11 protein-coding genes are annotated in these 17,996 nt (G+C 73.0%); all 11 read left to right on the plus strand.

Annotated features, from left to right (window positions below; all coding sequences use genetic code 11):
* Positions 1–20: 20 nt before the first annotated feature.
* The 11 genes from mrdA (at position 21) to obgE (ending at position 17,920) form a co-directional block, all read left to right on the plus strand.
* Complete coding sequence (mrdA, locus tag ACFWJB_RS04695; RefSeq protein ID WP_386920248.1) at positions 21–2,270, plus strand: penicillin-binding protein 2; 2,250 nt, start codon at positions 21–23, stop codon at positions 2,268–2,270.
* A complete protein-coding gene (rodA, locus tag ACFWJB_RS04700; protein WP_385469683.1) occupies positions 2,267–3,466 on the plus strand; it encodes a rod shape-determining protein RodA in 1,200 nt (399 codons plus the stop codon). The genes mrdA and rodA overlap by 4 nt, the downstream gene beginning before the upstream one ends.
* A 64-nt stretch (positions 3,467–3,530) precedes the next feature.
* On the plus strand, positions 3,531–5,030 hold the full coding sequence (locus ACFWJB_RS04705; RefSeq protein WP_386920250.1) for a CHAD domain-containing protein: 1,500 nt from the start codon (positions 3,531–3,533) through the stop codon (positions 5,028–5,030).
* Positions 5,031–5,185: 155 nt separating this feature from the next.
* On the plus strand, positions 5,186–7,126 hold the full coding sequence (locus ACFWJB_RS04710) for a TIGR03960 family B12-binding radical SAM protein (protein ID WP_386920252.1): 1,941 nt from the start codon (positions 5,186–5,188) through the stop codon (positions 7,124–7,126).
* Between the two features lie 206 nt (positions 7,127–7,332).
* Entirely contained in the window at positions 7,333–9,282 is a 1,950-nt protein-coding gene (locus ACFWJB_RS04715; protein ID WP_386920254.1) for a trypsin-like serine protease, read from the plus strand.
* A gap of 38 nt (positions 9,283–9,320) precedes the next feature.
* Positions 9,321–10,379 (plus strand): hypothetical protein, encoded by a 1,059-nt coding sequence (locus ACFWJB_RS04720; RefSeq protein WP_386920256.1) that lies wholly within the window; start codon positions 9,321–9,323, stop codon positions 10,377–10,379.
* Positions 10,380–10,427: 48 nt separating this feature from the next.
* Positions 10,428–11,207 (plus strand): TIGR03936 family radical SAM-associated protein, encoded by a 780-nt coding sequence (locus ACFWJB_RS04725; protein WP_385469673.1) that lies wholly within the window; start codon positions 10,428–10,430, stop codon positions 11,205–11,207.
* Positions 11,208–11,480: 273 nt separating this feature from the next.
* Positions 11,481–15,467 carry an Rne/Rng family ribonuclease gene (locus ACFWJB_RS04730; RefSeq protein ID WP_386920258.1) on the plus strand — a complete coding sequence of 1,329 codons (3,987 nt, stop codon included), beginning with the start codon at positions 11,481–11,483 and terminating at the stop codon, positions 15,465–15,467.
* Between the two features lie 323 nt (positions 15,468–15,790).
* Positions 15,791–16,111 carry a 50S ribosomal protein L21 gene (gene rplU, locus ACFWJB_RS04735; RefSeq protein WP_004931419.1) on the plus strand — a complete coding sequence of 107 codons (321 nt, stop codon included), beginning with the start codon at positions 15,791–15,793 and terminating at the stop codon, positions 16,109–16,111.
* A gap of 14 nt (positions 16,112–16,125) precedes the next feature.
* A complete protein-coding gene (gene rpmA, locus ACFWJB_RS04740) occupies positions 16,126–16,380 on the plus strand; it encodes a 50S ribosomal protein L27 (protein ID WP_003976205.1) in 255 nt (84 codons plus the stop codon).
* A gap of 103 nt (positions 16,381–16,483) precedes the next feature.
* Positions 16,484–17,920, plus strand: coding sequence for a GTPase ObgE (gene obgE, locus ACFWJB_RS04745; RefSeq protein ID WP_385473225.1), 1,437 nt, complete (start codon positions 16,484–16,486; stop codon positions 17,918–17,920).
* The last annotated feature ends 76 nt before the right edge of the window (positions 17,921–17,996 follow it).

Genomic DNA, 17,996 nt, shown 5'->3' on the forward strand with positions numbered 1-17,996 from the left:
CGACGGAATGGGCCGCGCCCGTGACTAACATTCCGGAGACCGGGCGGAACACACGCGTCCAGACCCGGCTCGTCGTCATCCAGATCCTCGTCCTCTCCCTCCTCGGCACCCTCGGCGGCCGGCTCTGGTACCTCCAGATCCGCCAGGGCGACGAGTACGCCAAGGAGGCCTCGGGCAACCACGTCCAGCAGGTCGTCCAGCCCGCCACCCGCGGCTCCATCCTCGACGCGCGCGGTGTGGCGCTCGCCGACAACGAGACCCGGCTCGTCGTCTCCGCCTCCCGCACCGACCTGCTGAAGATGAAGGACGACGGCAAGGCGGTCCTCACCAAACTCGCCGGGGTCCTGGGCATGCAGCCCCAGGAGGTCATGGACAAGGTCCGGCTGTGCGACGCCAAGACGCCGCAGCCCTGCTGGAACGGCTCGCCCTACCAGCCGATCCCCGTCACCGACGAGGCCACCCCCAAGCAGGCCCTGCAGATCCGCGAGCGGGCCGAGGACTTCCCCGGCATCACCGCCGAGCCCATGGCCGTACGCCGCTACACGGCCCCCGGCAAGTCCAACACCGCGCAGGTCCTCGGGTACCTCTCCCCGGTCACCGACGAGGAGATCCAGAAGGCCCAGGACACCGACTCGCCCTTCCTGCGCTCGGACCAGGTCGGCCGCTCCGGACTGGAGCGCCAGTACGACAAGGCGCTGCGCGGCAAGGCCGGCGTCACCCGCTACGAGGTGGACAACCTCGGCCGCGTCATCGGCGAGGCCGAGTCCGACTCGGGCGTGCCCGGCTCCAACCTCGTCACCAGCATCGACTCCCGCGTCCAGCGCGTCGCCGAGTACGAGCTGAACGAGGCCATGAAGACCGCCCGCAAGGAGATGGACCGCAACACCGGCCGCACCTACGAGGCCGACGCCGGTGCCGTCGTGGTGATGGAGGCCAAGACCGGCCGCGTCGTCGCCATGGCCTCCAACCCGACGTACGACCCGAACGCCTGGGTCGGCGGCATCTCCGCCAAGGACTACAAGAAGCTCACCGGCAAGGACTCCAACTACCCGCTGCTGAACCGGGCCACCCAGGGGCAGGCCGCCCCCGGCTCGATCTTCAAGGTGGTCTCCTCGGCCGCCGCGGTCGAGGCCGGCTACGACTTCGACGGCAGCTACGCCTGCTCCAGCTCCTACTCCGTGGGCGGACAGGTCTTCAAGAACTTCGAGTCCGCCGACAACGGCTCGATCAGCATCGGCCGCGCCCTCGAGCTCTCCTGCGACACCGTCTACTACCGGCTCGCGCACGAGCAGTGGAAGAAGGACGGCGGGATGAACCCGAAGAAGCCCAACGACTACTTCTACAAGGCGGCCCACCAGTTCGGCCTCGGCAAGGAGACCGGCATCGACCTGCCGAACGAGGTCACCGGCCGGGTCCCCGACCGCCAGTGGAAGCAGGACTACTGGGAGGCCAACAAGGACGCCTGGTGCAAGACGGGCAAGAAGGACGGCTCCTACGTCGAGCGGATCTCGTACGAGAACTGCCTCGAGGGCAACAAGATGCGCGCCGGTGACTCCATCAACTACTCCATCGGCCAGGGCGACACCCTCGTCACCCCCATCCAGATGGCCACCATCTACGCCGCCATCTCCAACGGCGGCACGCTGTGGAACCCGACCATCGGCAAGGCCGTCGTCAGCCCCGACGGCGAGCAGGTCGACGAGATCCGGCCCACGTCGCACGGCAAACTGCCCATAAGCAGGGCCACGCTGGCCAAGATGGACGACGCCCTCGCCGGCGTCGCCACCCGCGGTACCGCCGCCTGGCGGTTCGGCGGCTGGCCGCAGGACGAGATCCCGATGCACGCCAAGACGGGTACCGCCGAGGTCTACGGCAAGCAGACCACCTCGTGGTTCGCCACGTACACCAAGGACTACTCGATCGTCATGACGATCTCCCAGGGCGGCACCGGCTCCGGCGCCTCGGGCCCGGCCGTCCGCAACATCTACGACGCCCTGTACGGCGTCTCGGACGACGGGACGATCGACGGCGGGAAGGCGCTGCTGCCCCAGCCGGCCAAGAGCCTGCCGAAGATCAAGGCGGACGGCACCATCACCTCCCCGAAGGTCTCCAAGGACCCGGTGAAGGACCTCCAGCCCACCGAGAAGGCCACCGAGGAGGGCGGCGACGCCCCCGCCGGACAGCAGGACCAGAACCAGCAGGCGACCGTGAACCCGCCCGACACCGGGAACCGGCAGACCCGCAGGCGGAAGCGGAGGACACGCCCATGACCGGAGCCAACAGCTTCCAGGTCTCCGGATACGGCCCCGAGCGGGCCGGCTGGACCCGCCTGCTCGCCCGCGACTCCCTCGCCCGGCGGCTCGACTGGCCGATACTGCTGGCGGGCGTCGCGCTGTCCCTGCTCGGCTCCCTGCTCGTCTACTCCGCCACCCGCAACCGCACCGAGCTCAACCAGGGCGACCAGTACTACTTCCTGACCCGGCACCTGCTGAACACCGGCATCGGGCTCGCCCTGATGGTCGCCACCGTCTGGCTCGGCCACCGCGCCCTGCGCACGGCCGTGCCGGTCCTGTACGGCGCCTCCCTGTTCCTGATCCTGCTGGTGCTCACGCCGCTCGGTTCGACCATCAACGGCGCCCACTCCTGGATCAAGCTCCCGGGCGGCTTCTCCCTCCAGCCCTCCGAGTTCGTGAAGATCACGATCATCCTGGGCATGGCGATGCTGCTGGCCGCGCGGGTGGACGCGGGCGACCGGCCCTATCCCGACCACCGGACCGTCCTCCAGGCCCTCGGCCTGGCCACCGTGCCGATGATGATCGTGATGCTGATGCCCGACCTCGGGTCCGTCATGGTCATGGTCATCATCGTGCTGGGCGTGCTGCTCGCCTCGGGCGCCTCCAACCGCTGGGTCTTCGGGCTGCTCGGCACCGGCACGCTCGGCGCGCTCGCCGTGTGGCAGCTCGGCATCCTGGACGACTACCAGATCGCCCGGTTCGCCGCCTTCGCCAACCCCGAGCTCGACCCCGCCGGCGTCGGCTACAACACCAACCAGGCCCGCATCGCCATCGGCTCGGGCGGCCTCACCGGTTCCGGCCTCTTCCACGGCTCGCAGACCACGGGCCGCTTCGTGCCGGAACAGCAGACCGACTTCGTCTTCACCGTCGCCGGCGAGGAGCTGGGCTTCCTCGGCGCCGGCCTCATCGTCCTCCTGCTCGGCGTGGTGCTCTGGCGCGCCTGCCGGATCGCCCGGGACACCACCGACCTGTACGGCACGGTCGTCGCCGCCGGCATCGTCGCCTGGTTCGCCTTCCAGGCCTTCGAGAACATCGGCATGACCCTGGGGATCATGCCGGTCACCGGCCTGCCCCTGCCCTTCGTCTCGTACGGCGGCTCCTCGATGTTCGCCGTGTGGATAGCGGTCGGGCTGCTCCAGTCGATCACCGTGCAACGGCCCATGTCGGCATAGCGGCCCCCGGAGCCGGAACGGGACGAGCCGTTTCCGGCCCCGCGGTGGCGGCTACACGACGTACATGACGAAGACGCTGCGGGAGATCGAGCGGAAGTACGAGGCGGACCACGACGGGCTGCCCGACCTCACCGGCGTCCCCGGCGTCGCCGACGTGGTCGACGCGGGCGTCACCCACCTCGACGCCACCTACTACGACACCGCCGACGAACGCCTCGCCGCCGACGGCGTCACCCTGCGCCGGCGCACCGGCGGCGGCGACGCCGGCTGGCACCTGAAGCTGCCCGTCGCCCCCGGCGTGCGCGACGAGATCCAGGCACCCCTCGGCGACGACGTCCCCGAGGCCCTCGCCGCACTGGTCCGCTCGCGCGTCCGCGGCAGCGCCCTGCTGCCCGTCGTCCGGCTGCGCTCCGCCCGCGACGCACGGCGACTGGTCGGCGCCCGCGGCGAGGTGCTGGCCGAGGCCGTCAGCGACACCGTCACCGCCGAAAGGCTCGGCCGGACGGGCGCCACCGCCCACTGGACCGAGATCGAGGTGGAACTGGCCGAGGGCGGCGACCCGGCGCTCCTGGACCAGGTCGAGGAGCGGCTGCGCACGGCCGGCGCCCGGCCCTCGGCGGCACCGTCGAAACTGGCCCGGGCCCTGGCGGAGACCGGCGGCGCCCGCCCGCGGGCCGCCGGGCGCGCCGAGCCCGCGACCGCCGGCGACCACGTCCTCGCCTACCTGCGCGCCCAGCGCGACGCGATCGTCGCCCACGACCCCGCCGTCCGCCGGGACGTCCCCGACTCGGTCCACCGGATGCGCGTGGCCACCCGCCGGATGCGCGGCACCTTCCGCAGCTTCCCCGAGGTCCTGGACCGCGCCGTCACCGACCCGATCGCGGCCGAACTCAAGTGGCTGGCCGCCGAACTGGGCGCCGAACGCGACCAGGAGGTCCTGGCCGAGCGGCTGACCGGCGCCCTCGACGGACTGCCGGCCACCGTCCCCACCGGACCGGCGCACCGGCGGCTCGCCGCCTGGGCCGACGCCCGGCACCGCCGGGACCACGGCCGGCTCGTCGCCGTCCTCGACTCCGCCCGCCACCTCGCGCTCCTCGACGCCGTCGACACCCTCCTCGCCGACCCGCCCCTGCGCCCCGCCGCCACCCGCAAACCGCGCAAGGTGCTCACCGCGGCCCTGCGCAAGGACGTGGCCAAGGTCCGCCGCCGCGCCACCGGGGCCCTGGAGCTGCCGCCCGGCCCGGAACGCGACGTCGCGCTGCACGAGGCCCGCAAGAAGGCCAAGCGCGCCCGCTACGCGGCCGAGGCCGCGGCCCCGGCGCTCGGCGGGCCCGCCCGCTCCGTGACCAAGTCCATGAAGTCGCTCACCCAGCTGCTCGGCGACCACCAGGACAGCGTCATGGCCCGCCGCGCCCTGCCGGAGCTGTCCGCCGTGGCCCACGCGGCGGGGGAGGACACGTTCCCCTACGGACTGCTGTACGGCAGGGAGGAGCAGCGGGCCACGGCCGACGAGGAGCGGCTGCCCGCGCGCCTGAGCAAGATCCGCGCCAAGGCGGTCCTCTAGGCCCCGCGCGGCGAGAGCACGCACCTGACGCCGTCGAGCTCCCGTCCTTCGGGCGAACGACGGGAGTTCGACGACAGGACCTGGGCGTACGGGGTACCCGTCCGGCCGGGTTACGCTGAATGGTCACCCCTGCCAGCACACAAAGGTTCCGTGAGATGCCTGCCGAAGCCGCCGAGTCTGTGTCGTCTGTGTTTCCGCAGCTCGAAGCTCTGCTCCCGCACGTGCAGAAACCGATCCAGTACGTCGGCGGAGAGCTCAACTCCACGGTCAAGCCCTGGGACAGCTGTGACGTCCGCTGGGCCCTGATGTACCCGGACGCGTACGAGGTCGGCCTGCCCAACCAGGGCGTCATGATCCTCTACGAGGTACTGAACGAACAGCAGGGCGTCCTCGCCGAGCGCACCTACAGCGTGTGGCCGGACCTCGAGGCGCTGATGCGGGAGCACTCCGTCCCGCAGTTCACCGTCGACAGCCACCGCCCGGTCAAGGCCTTCGACGTGTTCGGGCTCTCCTTCTCCACCGAGCTCGGCTACACGAACATGCTCGCCGCCCTCGACCTGGCCGGCATCCCGCTGGAGGCCCGGGACCGCGGCATCGACGACCCGATCGTCCTGGCCGGCGGACACGCCGCGTTCAACCCGGAGCCGATCGCCGACTTCATCGACTGCGCCGTCATCGGCGACGGCGAGCAGGCCGTCCTGGAGATCACCGCGGTCGTCCGCGCCTGGAAGGCCGAGGGCCGCCCCGGCGGCCGCGAGGAAGTCCTGCTGCGCCTGGCGAAGACGGGCGGGGTGTACGTCCCCGGCTTCTACGACGTCGAGTACCTGCCCGACGGCCGTATCGCCCGCGTCGTACCGAACCGCTCGGGCGTGCCGTGGCGCGTCTCCAAGCACACGGTGATGGACCTCGACGAGTGGCCCTACCCCAAGCAGCCCCTCGTCCCGCTGGCCGAGACGGTCCACGAGCGGATGTCCGTGGAGATCTTCCGCGGCTGCACCCGCGGCTGCCGCTTCTGCCAGGCCGGCATGATCACCCGCCCGGTGCGCGAGCGCTCCATCACCGGCATCGGCGAGATGGTCGAGAAGGGCCTGAAGGCGACCGGCTTCGAGGAGGTCGGCCTGCTGTCGCTGTCCTCCGCGGACCACTCGGAGATCGGCGACGTCGCCAAGGGCCTCGCGGACCGCTACGAGGAGGACAAGATCGGCCTGTCCCTCCCGTCGACCCGCGTGGACGCCTTCAACGTCGACCTGGCCAACGAACTGACGAGGAACGGCCGCCGTTCCGGCCTCACCTTCGCCCCCGAGGGCGGCTCCGAGCGCATGCGCAAGGTCATCAACAAGATGGTCTCGGAGGAGGACCTGATCCGCACCGTCGCCACGGCCTACGGCAACGGCTGGCGCCAGGTGAAGCTGTACTTCATGTGCGGCCTGCCGACCGAGACCGACGACGACGTCCTCCAGATCGCCGACATGGCCACCCGCGTCATCGCCAAGGGCCGCGAGGTCTCCGGCTCCAACGACATCCGCTGCACGGTCTCGATCGGCGGCTTCGTCCCCAAGCCCCACACCCCCTTCCAGTGGGCGCCGCAGCTCTCGGCCGAGGAGACGGACGAGCGCCTGGCCAAGCTGCGCGACAAGATCCGCGGCGACAAGAAGTACGGCCGCTCCATCGGCTTCCGCTACCACGACGGCAAGCCCGGCATCGTCGAGGGCCTCCTGTCCCGCGGCGACCGTCGCACCGGCGCGATCATCCGCGCCGTCTACGACGACGGCGGCCGCTTCGACGGCTGGCGCGAGCACTTCTCCTACGACCGCTGGATGGCGTGCGCCGGCAAGGCCCTGGAGCCCTTCGGCGTGGACGTCGACTGGTACACCACCCGCGAGCGCTCCTACGAAGAGGTCCTGCCCTGGGACCACCTCGACTCGGGCCTGGACAAGGACTGGCTCTGGGAGGACTGGCAGGACGCCCTCGACGAGACCGAGGTCGAGGACTGCCGCTGGACGCCGTGCTTCGACTGCGGCGTGTGCCCCGCGATGGACACCGAGATCCAGATCGGCCCGACCGGCAAGAAGCTGCTGCCGCTGACGGTCAAGTAGGGCCCCGCCCCCGGGGTGAGGTGAGGTGACGTACGTCACGGTGGAAGTGTGACGTACAGTCAGTTTGCGCTGTTTGAGCCTGTGGCGGGATCACGGGGCGCGCCCTTGGATGATCACGGGTGCGGTCCTTCGGCCATCGGCGAGCGGTCGGCGGACCGCAGCCGTGTGTCATACCGGCCGGACCGATCCCTAGGACTGCGACTGCGATGAAGTCACCTCGCGAGACCGCCTCACTCCCGAATCGTCCAAGACGCGGCGGCGCCCTGCGCGCCGCCGCGGTCAGGGCCGCGGCGCTGCTGGGCGCGGCGCCGCTGCTTCTCCTCACCGCCGCCCCGGCCCACTCGGTCGTCGGCACCCCCACGGAGGGAGCCGACTACGGCTTCACCGCCCGGCTGCTGGTGGGCGACCACCAGCGAGGCTGCTCGGGCTCCCTGATCTCGCCCGAGTGGATGCTCACGGCCGCCAGCTGCTTCGCCGACGATCCGGCCGCCGACCTCTCCGTCCCGGCCGGACCGCCCCGGCTGAGGACCGTCGCGACCGTGGGCGGCGGGCAGACCCGTGACGTGGTGGAACTCGTTCCCCACGGCGACCGCGATCTCGTACTGGCCCGTCTCGCGCAGCCCGTGACCGGTGTGACCCCGGTCGGCGTCGCCGGCGCCGCACCCGCCGTCGGCCAGGACCTCACCGTGGCCGGTCACGGCCGTACGGCGCGCGAGTGGGCGCCCCTCGTCGCGCACACCGGAACCTTCTCCGTGTCCTCCGTCGACGGCGGGGACCTCGGCCTGAGCGGGAAGAGCGGCGCCGCGGTCTGCCAGGGCGACGCCGGCGGCCCGGTCGTCCGTACCGTCGACGGCCGGCCGGAGCTCGTCGCCGTCAGCAGCCGGTCGAACCAGGTGGGCTGCTTCGGCGTCGACACCCCGGAGGGGACCGCAGGCAGCGCCATCGGCGCCCGGGTCGACGACGTGCGCGACTGGATCACCGCCCACGCCGTGCGGACCCCCGCCTCCGACTTCGACGGCGACGGCCGCAGCGATGTCGGTGTGCTGTACGACAACGGCGCGACCGCCACCGGCGGCTTCAGTGCGTCGCTGTGGTCGTTCACCAGCACGGGCGCGGGCTTCGGCGGGCCGCAACGGAAGTGGGACAGCGCCGACTTCGGAAGCTGGAACGCGAGCCGCTCGAAGGCGTTCTCGGGCGACTTCGACGGCGACGGCCGCACCGACGTCGGTGTGCTGTACGACAACGGCGCGCGGGCGGACGGCACCGGCAACCGCACGGCCCTGTGGACGTTCACCAGCACCGGCTCTGGCTTCGGCAAGCCGGTCAAGGTGTGGGACAGCGCGGACAGCGGGAGCTGGACGTGGAGCCGTTCCGAGGTGGTCACCGGGGACTTCGACGGTGACGGCCGCGACGACGTCGGTGTGCTGTACGACTACGGCGCGCGGGCGGACGGCGGCGGCAACCGCACGGGCCTGCTGACCTTCACGAGCACGGGCTCGGGCTTCGGCAAGCCGGTCCTGGCCTGGGACAGCGCGGACGGCGGCAGTTGGACGTGGGCGAGTTCGAAGCCGGTGTCGGGTGACTTCAACGGTGACGGGCGCGGCGACGTCGGTGTGCTGTACGACTACGGCGTGCGGGCGGACGGCGGTGGCAACCGCACGGCCCTGTGGACGCTGACGAGCAACGGTGCGGGCTTCGGCAAGCCGGCCAAGGTGTGGGACAGCGCGGACAGCGGCAGTTGGAGGTGGGCGAGTTCGAAGCCGGTGTCGGGTGACTTCGACGGTGACGGCCGCACCGACGTCGGTGTGCTGTACGACTACGGCACGCGGGCGGACGGCGGCGGGAACCGCACGGGTCTGTGGACGTTCACGAGTACGGGCTCGGGCTTCGGCAAGCCGGTCCTGGCCTGGGACAGCGCGGACAGCGGGAGCTGGACGTGGGGCAACTCGAAGCCGGTGTCCGGTGACTTCGACGGTGACGGCCGCACCGATGTCGGTGTGCTGTACGACTACGGCACGCGGGCGGACGGCACAGGGAACCGCACCGGCCTGTGGACGTTCACGAGCACGGGCTCGGGCTTCGGCAGGCAGGTCAAGGTCTGGGACAGCGCGGACGGCGGCAGCAGCTGGACCTGGGCGCGCAGCGATCTGACCTGACCGGGATCCAACCCCGCCCTTTCGGTGTCCCTAGAGGTATGGACCTCGAGAAACGGCCCCCCGGCAGCGGCCCGCAGGAGCCGCCCCGGCGATCGGACGCCGAAGGGTGTCTCACCGTGGCGATCCGGATCCCGCTCCGGATCGTCGTCCTGCTCCTGGTCGTGCCGGTCCGCCTGGTGTGGGACGCGCTCGTCGTCGGCGGGCGCTTCCTGCGGGACACCGTGCTGCGGCCCTTCGGGCGGGCGCTGGCCCTGCTCGGGCGGGCCCTGATCGTGTGGCCGGCCGTCGGCCTGTGGAGGTACGTCGTCGTGCCGGCGGCCCGCGGCGTCGCCTGGCTCGGGCGGTACCTCCTCGTCGTACCGGCGGTGTGGCTGTACCGGTGGGTGCTGGCGCCCGCCGGGCACGCGGTCCTGTGGGTGGCCGGGGGCGTGGGCGCGGTGCTCGCCGCGGTGGGGCGCGGCCTGTACGCCGCCGGCGCCCTGGTCGGCCGGTACCTCCTCGTCGTACCCGCGACCTGGCTGTACTCGTGGGTCCTCACTCCCGTCGGGCACGCGCTCGCCTGGTGCGGCAGGGGGATCGCCTGGTGCCTGCGCATGGTCGCCACCGGAGCCGGCACCGCGCTGTACTGGACCGCGCGGATCCTGCTGGTGCTGCCCGCCGTCGTCCTGTGGCGGTGGGTGCTGGCGCCCGTCGGCCGGGGCCTCGCCGTCGTCGGACGGGAGGCCGCGGTCGCGCTCGGGCACGCCTGGCGGATCGCGGGCCATGTCTCGCTCGCCGTCGGCCGGTTCCTCGCGGCCGTCTTCCGTCTGCTCGTCGGGGACCCGGCGCGGTGGGTGTACCGGACCCTCCTGACACCGGTCGGGCACGTCGTGCGGGACGCGGTCTGGCGGCCCGTCGCCGAGGCCTCGCGCGGTGTGGGCCGGGCCGCGCGGAAGGCGCTGGCCGATGTCCGCGGATCCGTCCGGCGGGCCCGGGCCGACGTGCGGCGGGCACTGTTCGGGGAGCCGGTGAAGGAGCGGCCGGTGGCCCGGCGGGAACCATCCGCGGCTCGTGCACGTACTCTTGGTAGCAGTACGACCGCTCTCACGAAGGACTGAACGACACTGGGCAAGCGACAGCCCGAAGGCCCGCCGCCCGTACCCGCGGTGCAGCGCATCCGACTGCGTTACACCAAGCGCGGCCGCCTCCGGTTCACCAGCCACCGTGACTTCCAGCGCGCCTTCGAGCGTGCGCTGCGCCGCGCCGAGGTACCCATGGCGTACTCGGCGGGGTTCACACCGCACCCGAAGGTGTCGTACGCCAATGCCGCACCCACCGGCACGGGCAGTGAAGCGGAATACCTGGAGATCGCGCTCACCGAGGCGCGCGACCCGGAGCGGCTGAGGCTGCTCCTGGACGAGTCGCTGCCCGCCGGGCTCGACGTGATCGACGCGGTCGAGGCCCGGACCTCCGGGCTCGCCGACCGGCTGACGGCCTCCGTGTGGGAGCTGCGGCTGGACGGCGTGGAGCCCGCCGACGCCGAGCGCGCCGTGGCGGCCTTCACCTCGGCCGAGACCGTCGAGGTCCAGCGCCGGACCAAGAACGGCGTCCGGACCTTCGACGCACGCTCCGCCGTCGTGACCCTCGAGAACGCGACCACCACCAGTGATACGCCGGCTGATAGGCCGACCGACCGGCCCTGTGCGATACTGCGGCTGGTTGTTCGGCACGTGACGCCTGCCGTACGACCCGACGACGTCCTGTCCGGTCTTCGCGCCGTGGCCGACCTGGCGCCGCCGGTCCCCGCAGCGGTGACCAGGCTGGCGCAGGGGCTGTTCGATGAAGAGACCGGCGCGGTGACCGACCCGCTCGCGCCCGACCGCGAGGCAGCAGCGCCCGAGCCGCAATCGGCCGCCGCCGCTGCCGCCGCGAAGGCGCCGGCGTAAGGAAGGTCCCACGTAGGACGAGCGTCGTAGCGCCGCCCTGGAACTCGGGAGCCACCTGGGTCGGGCAGCGCACCGACCACAAGACTTTCGCCAGGCCGTGCCCGACAAGGGGTAGGGAACCGGCGATACAAGACACGGAGAGCTCCCGAGCGGCGCCCGCGCCCCGGACGGCGGCGACCGCGCATCGCGCGAGCCGCGGACGTCACCGGCGGTCGACACGGTCGATCCCGGACCGGGCGCGGCGCCCGGGAGCCTGACGGGAGAAACCCCCGCATGCTCGAACCGACCGAATCCGCAGAGTCCGCGACGTCCTCGACGGACTCCGAGCCGAACACCCCCAGCGACACCCTGCCGCCGCGCCGTCGGCGCAGGGCCGCGTCCCGCCCGGCGGGACCCCCGGCCGGCGGCTCCGGCGCGCAGGCCGAGACGGCCGCCCCGGCCGAGGAGCCGGAGGAGACCGCCGCCGAGGCGACCGACACGCCCGAGCCCGTCGCCGAACCGGTGTCCGCGGGCCGTCCGCGACGCCGTGCCGTGCGCCGCGCCTCCGCGCCCGCCGGGTCCCCGACGTCGGCCGAGGCCGCCGAGACCGTCGTCCCCGTGGCGCCCGCCGCCGAGACGCCCGCCGAGCCCGAGCCCGTCGCGAGCGCCGAGACCACCGAGGACGCCGCTCCCCGCCGTACCCGGCGGCGCGCCACGCGCACGGTGACCTCGCCGGCCGCCACCGCCCCCGCCGCCGAGCCGGAGACCGAGGCCGTCGAGGCCACGCCGGTCGCCGCCGCTCCCGAGGAGGCCGCCGAGAGCGCCGAGGACGCGGCTCCGCGTCGTACGCGTCGGCGTGCCACCCGGCGCGTGTCCGCCCCGGCCGGTGAGCCCGCCGCCGCCGAGCCGGCCGAGACCGTGACCGAGCCCGCCGCGCCGCAGGCCGAGGCCGCCCCCGCCGCCGAGGCCGCCGCACCGGAGGCCGAGCCCGCCGCCCCCGTCGAGGAGGCCGCTCCGCGCCGCGCCCGCCGTCGGTCCACCCGCAAGGCCGCCGGTGGCTTCGCCGAGCCCGCGCGCGATGCCGCGGCGTCCGACGAGGCGGACGCCCCGAAGCGTCCGGCGCGCCCCGCCGTCGCCGTGTTCCAGGCGCCCGTGTTCGCGGAGCCCCAGTTCCAGACGCCCGAGCGGGCCGCGGCGGAAGCCGCCGCCGAGGCCGCCGGGGCCGAGCCGGAGCAGGCGGCCCGCCCGGCCGAGCCGGCCGAGGAGACCCCGGAGGAGGCCGCCGGTTCGCGTCGCCGCCGCCGGCGCCGCGCCGCGGGCCCGGAGGAGACCACCGAGGACCGCACGCCCGCCCGCGCCGCCGCCGACGAGGAGCCGGAGGCCGACGCCGAGGCCGAGACCGAGGCCGACGAGACCGGCGACGACCACGGTGACGACGCCGAGGGCTCCGAGGAGTACGGCTCCCGCCGCCGTCGCCGCCGGGGCGGCCGTCGCCGCCGCCGGGGCGACCTGGCCGAGGGCGCCGAGGACTCCGCCGGCGGCGACACCGAGCACACCGCCGCCGAGCAGGCCGCCCAGGACGCCGAGGACACCGCCGAGCAGGCGGAGGAGGACGCCGAGGAGGGCGAGGACGCCACCGGCGAGACCGGCGGCTCCAGCAGCAGCCGTCGCCGCCGTCGCCGTCGCCGCCGCGCCGGGGACGCCTCCGGGGACGGCGAGACGTCCGCCGACGACCCCGAGCGCACCGTCGTCAAGGTCCGCGAGCCCCGTCCCGCGCGGGAGAAGGGCACCGAGCCGTCCGACGAGGTGCAGTCCATCAAGGGCTCCACCCGCCTGGAGGCCAAGAAGCAGCGCCGCCGCGAGGGCCGCGAGCAGGGCCGCCGGCGCGTGCCGATCATCACCGAGGCCGAGTTCCTGGCCCGCCGCGAGGCCGTCGAGCGCGTCATGGTCGTCCGCCAGCACGGCGAGCGCACCCAGATCGGCGTCCTCGAGGACGGGGTGCTCGTCGAGCACTACGTCAACAAGGAGCAGGCCACCTCCTACGTCGGCAACGTCTACCTCGGCAAGGTGCAGAACGTGCTGCCGTCGATGGAGGCCGCCTTCATCGACATCGGCAAGGGCCGCAACGCCGTCCTGTACGCCGGCGAGGTCAACTTCGAGGCGCTGGGCATGGGCCACGGCCCCCGCCGCATCGAGTCCGCCCTCAAGTCCGGGCAGTCCGTCCTCGTGCAGGTCACCAAGGACCCGATCGGCCACAAGGGCGCCCGGCTGACCAGCCAGGTCTCCCTCCCCGGCCGTTACCTGGTCTACGTGCCCGAGGGCTCGATGACCGGCATCAGCCGCAAGCTGCCCGACACCGAGCGGTCCCGGCTCAAGACCATCCTCAAGCGGATCGTCCCCGAGGACGCGGGCGTCATCGTGCGCACCGCCGCCGAGGGCGCCAGCGAGGACGAGCTGCGCCGCGACGTCGAGCGGCTCCAGGCGCAGTGGGAGGAGATCCAGAAGAAGGCCAAGAACGGCAACGCGCCGACGCTGCTGTACGGCGAGCCCGACATGACCGTCCGGGTCGTGCGGGACATCTTCAACGAGGACTTCTCCAAGGTCGTCGTCAGTGGCGACGACGCCTGGCAGACGATCCACGGCTACGTGTCCCACGTGGCCCCGGACCTCTCCGACCGGCTGTCCAGGTGGACCTCCGAGGTCGACGTCTTCGCCACCTACCGGATCGACGAGCAGCTCGCCAAGGCGCTGGACCGCAAGGTCTGGCTGCCCAGCGGCGGTTCGCTGGTGATCGACCGGACCGAGGCGATGATCGTCGTCGACGTCAACACCGGCAAGTTCACCGGCCAGGGCGGCAACCTCGAGGAGACGGTCACCAGGAACAACCTGGAGGCGGCCGAGGAGATCGTGCGCCAGCTCCGGCTGCGCGACCTCGGCGGCATCATCGTCATCGACTTCATCGACATGGTGCTCGAGTCCAACCGGGACCTGGTGCTGCGGCGCCTGCTGGAGTGCCTGGGCCGGGACCGGACCAAGCACCAGGTCGCCGAGGTGACCTCGCTGGGCCTGGTCCAGATGACCCGCAAGCGGGTCGGCCAGGGCCTGCTGGAGTCCTTCTCGGAGACCTGCGTCCACTGCAACGGCCGTGGCGTCATCGTCCACCTCGACCAGCCGTCCTCCGCCGGTGGCGGCGGTGGCAAGCGCCGCAAGCGGGCGCGTGCGGGCGCCGGTGAGCACGAGCACGAGGCGGTGGCCGGCGTCGAGACGGCGCCGACGGCGGAGCAGGAGGCGGACACCGAGTCCGAGTCCGAGGTCGCCGCTGAGGTGGCCGAGCCGGTCGCCCTGCCCGCGCCCGAGTTCACCCCGGACGAGGAGCTGTACAGCAGCGCCGCCGAGGCCGAGGCCGCCGCCACGCGCGGTCGTGGCCGGCGCCGGGCGAGCCGGCGGGCCTCCGCCCCGGCGGGCGCCCCGAAGGCGGCGAAGGGCGAGACCGTGCGCGCCGAGGCCCAGGCAGCGGCCGAGGCCCCGACCGCGCAGGACGTCACGGCCGCGGAAGAGGTCGAGCGCCCCGTCGTGCAGCAGCCGGCCGCCGAGGTGCTGGCCGAGCCCGCGGCCGTCGAGGACGCGATGTCCGGCGCCCCGGCCCCGGCCGTGACCGAGGCGGCCCCGGCCGTCGACGACGCGGCACCCAAGGGCCGTACGCGCCGTCGGGCCACCCGGAAGGTGTCCGCACCGGCCGGTTCGCCTGCGGGTGCCGAGGCGGCCGTGCTGACGGTCCCGGAGACCCCGCAGGCCGAGCAGGCGCCGCAGGCCGCCCCGCAGGCCGCCCCGCAGGCCGAGGCACCGGCCGAGGAGGCACCGGAGGCCGCGCCGGCCGCCGAGAGCGCCGCCCCGGCCCGTCCGCGCCGTCGCGCCGTGCGCAAGCCCACCACCTCGACCGCGTCCGAGGAGGCGGCCGTCGTGGTCGTCCCGTCGGCCCCGGCGGAGCCGGAGACGGAGGCGGCCGGTGCCCCGGCCGCGGACGCGTCCGGCGAGGAGGAGGCCGCCCCGGCCAAGAAGGCGGCGGCGCGCAAGACGGCCAAGAAGGCGACGGCGAAGAAGGCCGCCACCAAGAAGACCGCGGCCAAGAAGACGACGACCGCCAAGAAGACCACGGCCAAGAAGGCGGCGAAGACGACGACCGCCAAGAAGGCCACGGCCAAGAAGACGGCGTCGAAGAAGACCGCGGCGGCCGAGCAGGCGTCGCCGTCCTCGGTCACGGCCGCCACCGACGAGGGCTGATCCCGTCCCTGTCGCACCACGTGTGGCCCCGCCCGTCCCGGGCGGGGCCACACGCCTGCGCGGGGGCCCGCCGGGCCGTCGCGCACCGCCGCGGCCGGCCCCGCTCCGGGGGCCTCGCGCCGGTGGCCGGGCCCGGTTTGACCCCTGTCGCGTGTCCCCGTAATCTTGACCGTCGGCGTGTCGACTGACGCGTCACATCCCCGTAAACCTCTTCCTTCCGGATGCGGCCGTGATGGGCCACGACCGGGAGAGGCCGTCTCCGGCTTCCTGCCGGGCGGCTGGACTGCGGGGGTGCCGTTCCCGAGCGAGAGAGTGAGATCCGCGTGTACGCCATCGTGCGCAGCGGTGGCCGCCAGCACAAGGTTGCTGTCGGCGACATCGTTGAGGTTGACAAGATTTCCACCGCCAAGGTCGGCGACACGGTCGAGCTCTCGACCCTGCTCGTGGTCGACGGCGACGCTGTGACCAGCGACCCGTGGGTGCTGGCCGGCATCAAGGTCCAGGCCGAGGTCGTGGACCACCACAAGGGCCAGAAGATCGACATTCTGCGCTACAAGAACAAGACCGGCTACCGCCGTCGTCAGGGCCACCGCCAGCAGTACACGGCGATCAAGGTCACTGAGATCCCCGCGGCTGCGAAGTAAGGGACTGAGGAGAGATGGCACACAAGAAGGGCGCATCGTCCACCCGTAACGGTCGTGACTCCAACGCTCAGCGCCTCGGCGTGAAGCGCTTCGGTGGTCAGGCCGTCAACGCGGGCGAGATCCTGGTCCGCCAGCGCGGCACCCACTTCCACCCGGGTGCGGGCGTCGGCCGTGGCGGCGACGACACGCTGTTCGCCCTCCAGGCCGGTGCGGTGCAGTTCGGCACCCACCGTGGCCGCAAGGTCGTGAACATCGTTCCGGTCGCCTGATCGGAAGCTTTCGCGAGGCGGACCTCACTTCCCGGACGGGAAGCGGGTCCGCCTTTCGCGTGTTACCCAAGAGACAACCCCGTAGTAACTGGAGGCACATCCCATGACCACCTTCGTGGACCGCGTCGAGCTGCATGTCGCCGCGGGTAACGGAGGCCACGGCTGTGCCTCCGTCCACCGTGAGAAGTTCAAGCCGCTCGGCGGCCCGGACGGCGGCAACGGCGGCCGTGGCGGCGACGTGATCCTCACGGTCGACCAGTCGGTGACCACGCTCCTCGACTACCACCACTCCCCGCACCGCAAGGCCACCAACGGCAAGCCCGGCGAGGGCGGCAACCGCTCCGGCAAGGACGGCCAGGACCTCGTCCTGCCGGTCCCCGACGGCACCGTGGTCCTCGACAGGGCGGGCAACGTCCTCGCCGACCTGGTCGGCCACGGCACGTCCTACGTCGCCGCACAGGGCGGCCGGGGCGGCCTCGGCAACGCGGCGCTGGCCTCGGCGCGGCGCAAGGCCCCCGGCTTCGCGCTGCTCGGCGAGCCCGGTGACCTCCAGGACATCCACCTGGAGCTGAAGACCGTCGCGGACGTGGCGCTGGTCGGCTACCCGAGCGCCGGCAAGTCCTCACTGATCTCCGTGCTGAGCGCGGCCAAGCCGAAGATCGCCGACTACCCCTTCACGACGCTCGTGCCGAACCTGGGCGTGGTGACGGCCGGCGAGACCGTCTACACCATCGCGGACGTCCCCGGCCTCATCCCCGGCGCCAGCCAGGGCAAGGGCCTCGGCCTGGAGTTCCTGCGGCACGTGGAGCGGTGCAGCGTGCTGGTGCACGTCCTGGACACGGCGACGCTGGAGTCCGACCGCGACCCGGTCTCCGACCTGGACATCATCGAGGCGGAGCTGCGGGAGTACGGCGGCCTCGACAACCGGCCCCGGATCGTCGTCCTCAACAAGATCGACGTGCCCGACGGCAAGGACCTCGCGGAGATGGTCCGGCCGGACCTGGAGGCGCGCGGCTACCGCGTCTTCGAGGCGTCGGCGGTGGCCCACATGGGGTTGCGGGAGCTGTCCTTCGCGCTGGCCGAGCTGGTGGCGAAGTCGCGTGCCGCCCGGCCGAAGGAGGAGGCCACGCGGATCGTCATCCGGCCCAAGGCCGTGGACGACGCGGGCTTCACCGTCACCCGCGAGGAGGACGGTCTGTTCCGCGTGCGGGGCGAGAAGCCCGAGCGCTGGGTGCGCCAGACCGACTTCAACAACGACGAGGCCGTCGGCTACCTCTCGGACCGGCTCAACCGCCTCGGTGTCGAGGAGAAGCTGGTCAAGGCGGGCGCCCGCGGCGGCGACGGCGTGGCCATCGGCCCCGAGGAGAACGCGGTCGTCTTCGACTGGGAGCCGTCGATGACGGCGGGCGCCGAGATGCTCGGCCGCCGCGGCGAGGACCACCGCTTCGAGGCACCCCGCCCGGCCGCCCAGCGGCGCCGGGACCGGGACGCCGAACGGGACGAGGCGCAGCGGGAGTTCGACGGCTTCGAGCCGTTCTGACGGACCCGCGCGGCTGACGGGCCCGCCGTCCGGCGGGCCCGCGCACACGGCACGACAGGAGGCGAGGACCGGAACC

It is taken from the genome of Streptomyces sp. NPDC127100 (assembly GCF_042724095.1).
Lineage (GTDB): Bacteria > Actinomycetota > Actinomycetes > Streptomycetales > Streptomycetaceae > Streptomyces.

Coding starts and splice junctions, on each gene's coding strand:
- ACFWJB_RS04720 (WP_386920256.1), top strand. CDS start 9,321: ATGGACCTCGAGAAACGGCCCCCCGGCAGCGGCCCGCAGGAGCCGCCC.
- ACFWJB_RS04705 (WP_386920250.1), top strand. CDS start 3,531: ATGACGAAGACGCTGCGGGAGATCGAGCGGAAGTACGAGGCGGACCAC.
- rodA (WP_385469683.1), top strand. CDS start 2,267: ATGACCGGAGCCAACAGCTTCCAGGTCTCCGGATACGGCCCCGAGCGG.
- obgE (WP_385473225.1), top strand. CDS start 16,484: ATGACCACCTTCGTGGACCGCGTCGAGCTGCATGTCGCCGCGGGTAAC.
- ACFWJB_RS04730 (WP_386920258.1), top strand. CDS start 11,481: ATGCTCGAACCGACCGAATCCGCAGAGTCCGCGACGTCCTCGACGGAC.
- ACFWJB_RS04715 (WP_386920254.1), top strand. CDS start 7,333: ATGAAGTCACCTCGCGAGACCGCCTCACTCCCGAATCGTCCAAGACGC.
- ACFWJB_RS04710 (WP_386920252.1), top strand. CDS start 5,186: ATGCCTGCCGAAGCCGCCGAGTCTGTGTCGTCTGTGTTTCCGCAGCTC.
- rpmA (WP_003976205.1), top strand. CDS start 16,126: ATGGCACACAAGAAGGGCGCATCGTCCACCCGTAACGGTCGTGACTCC.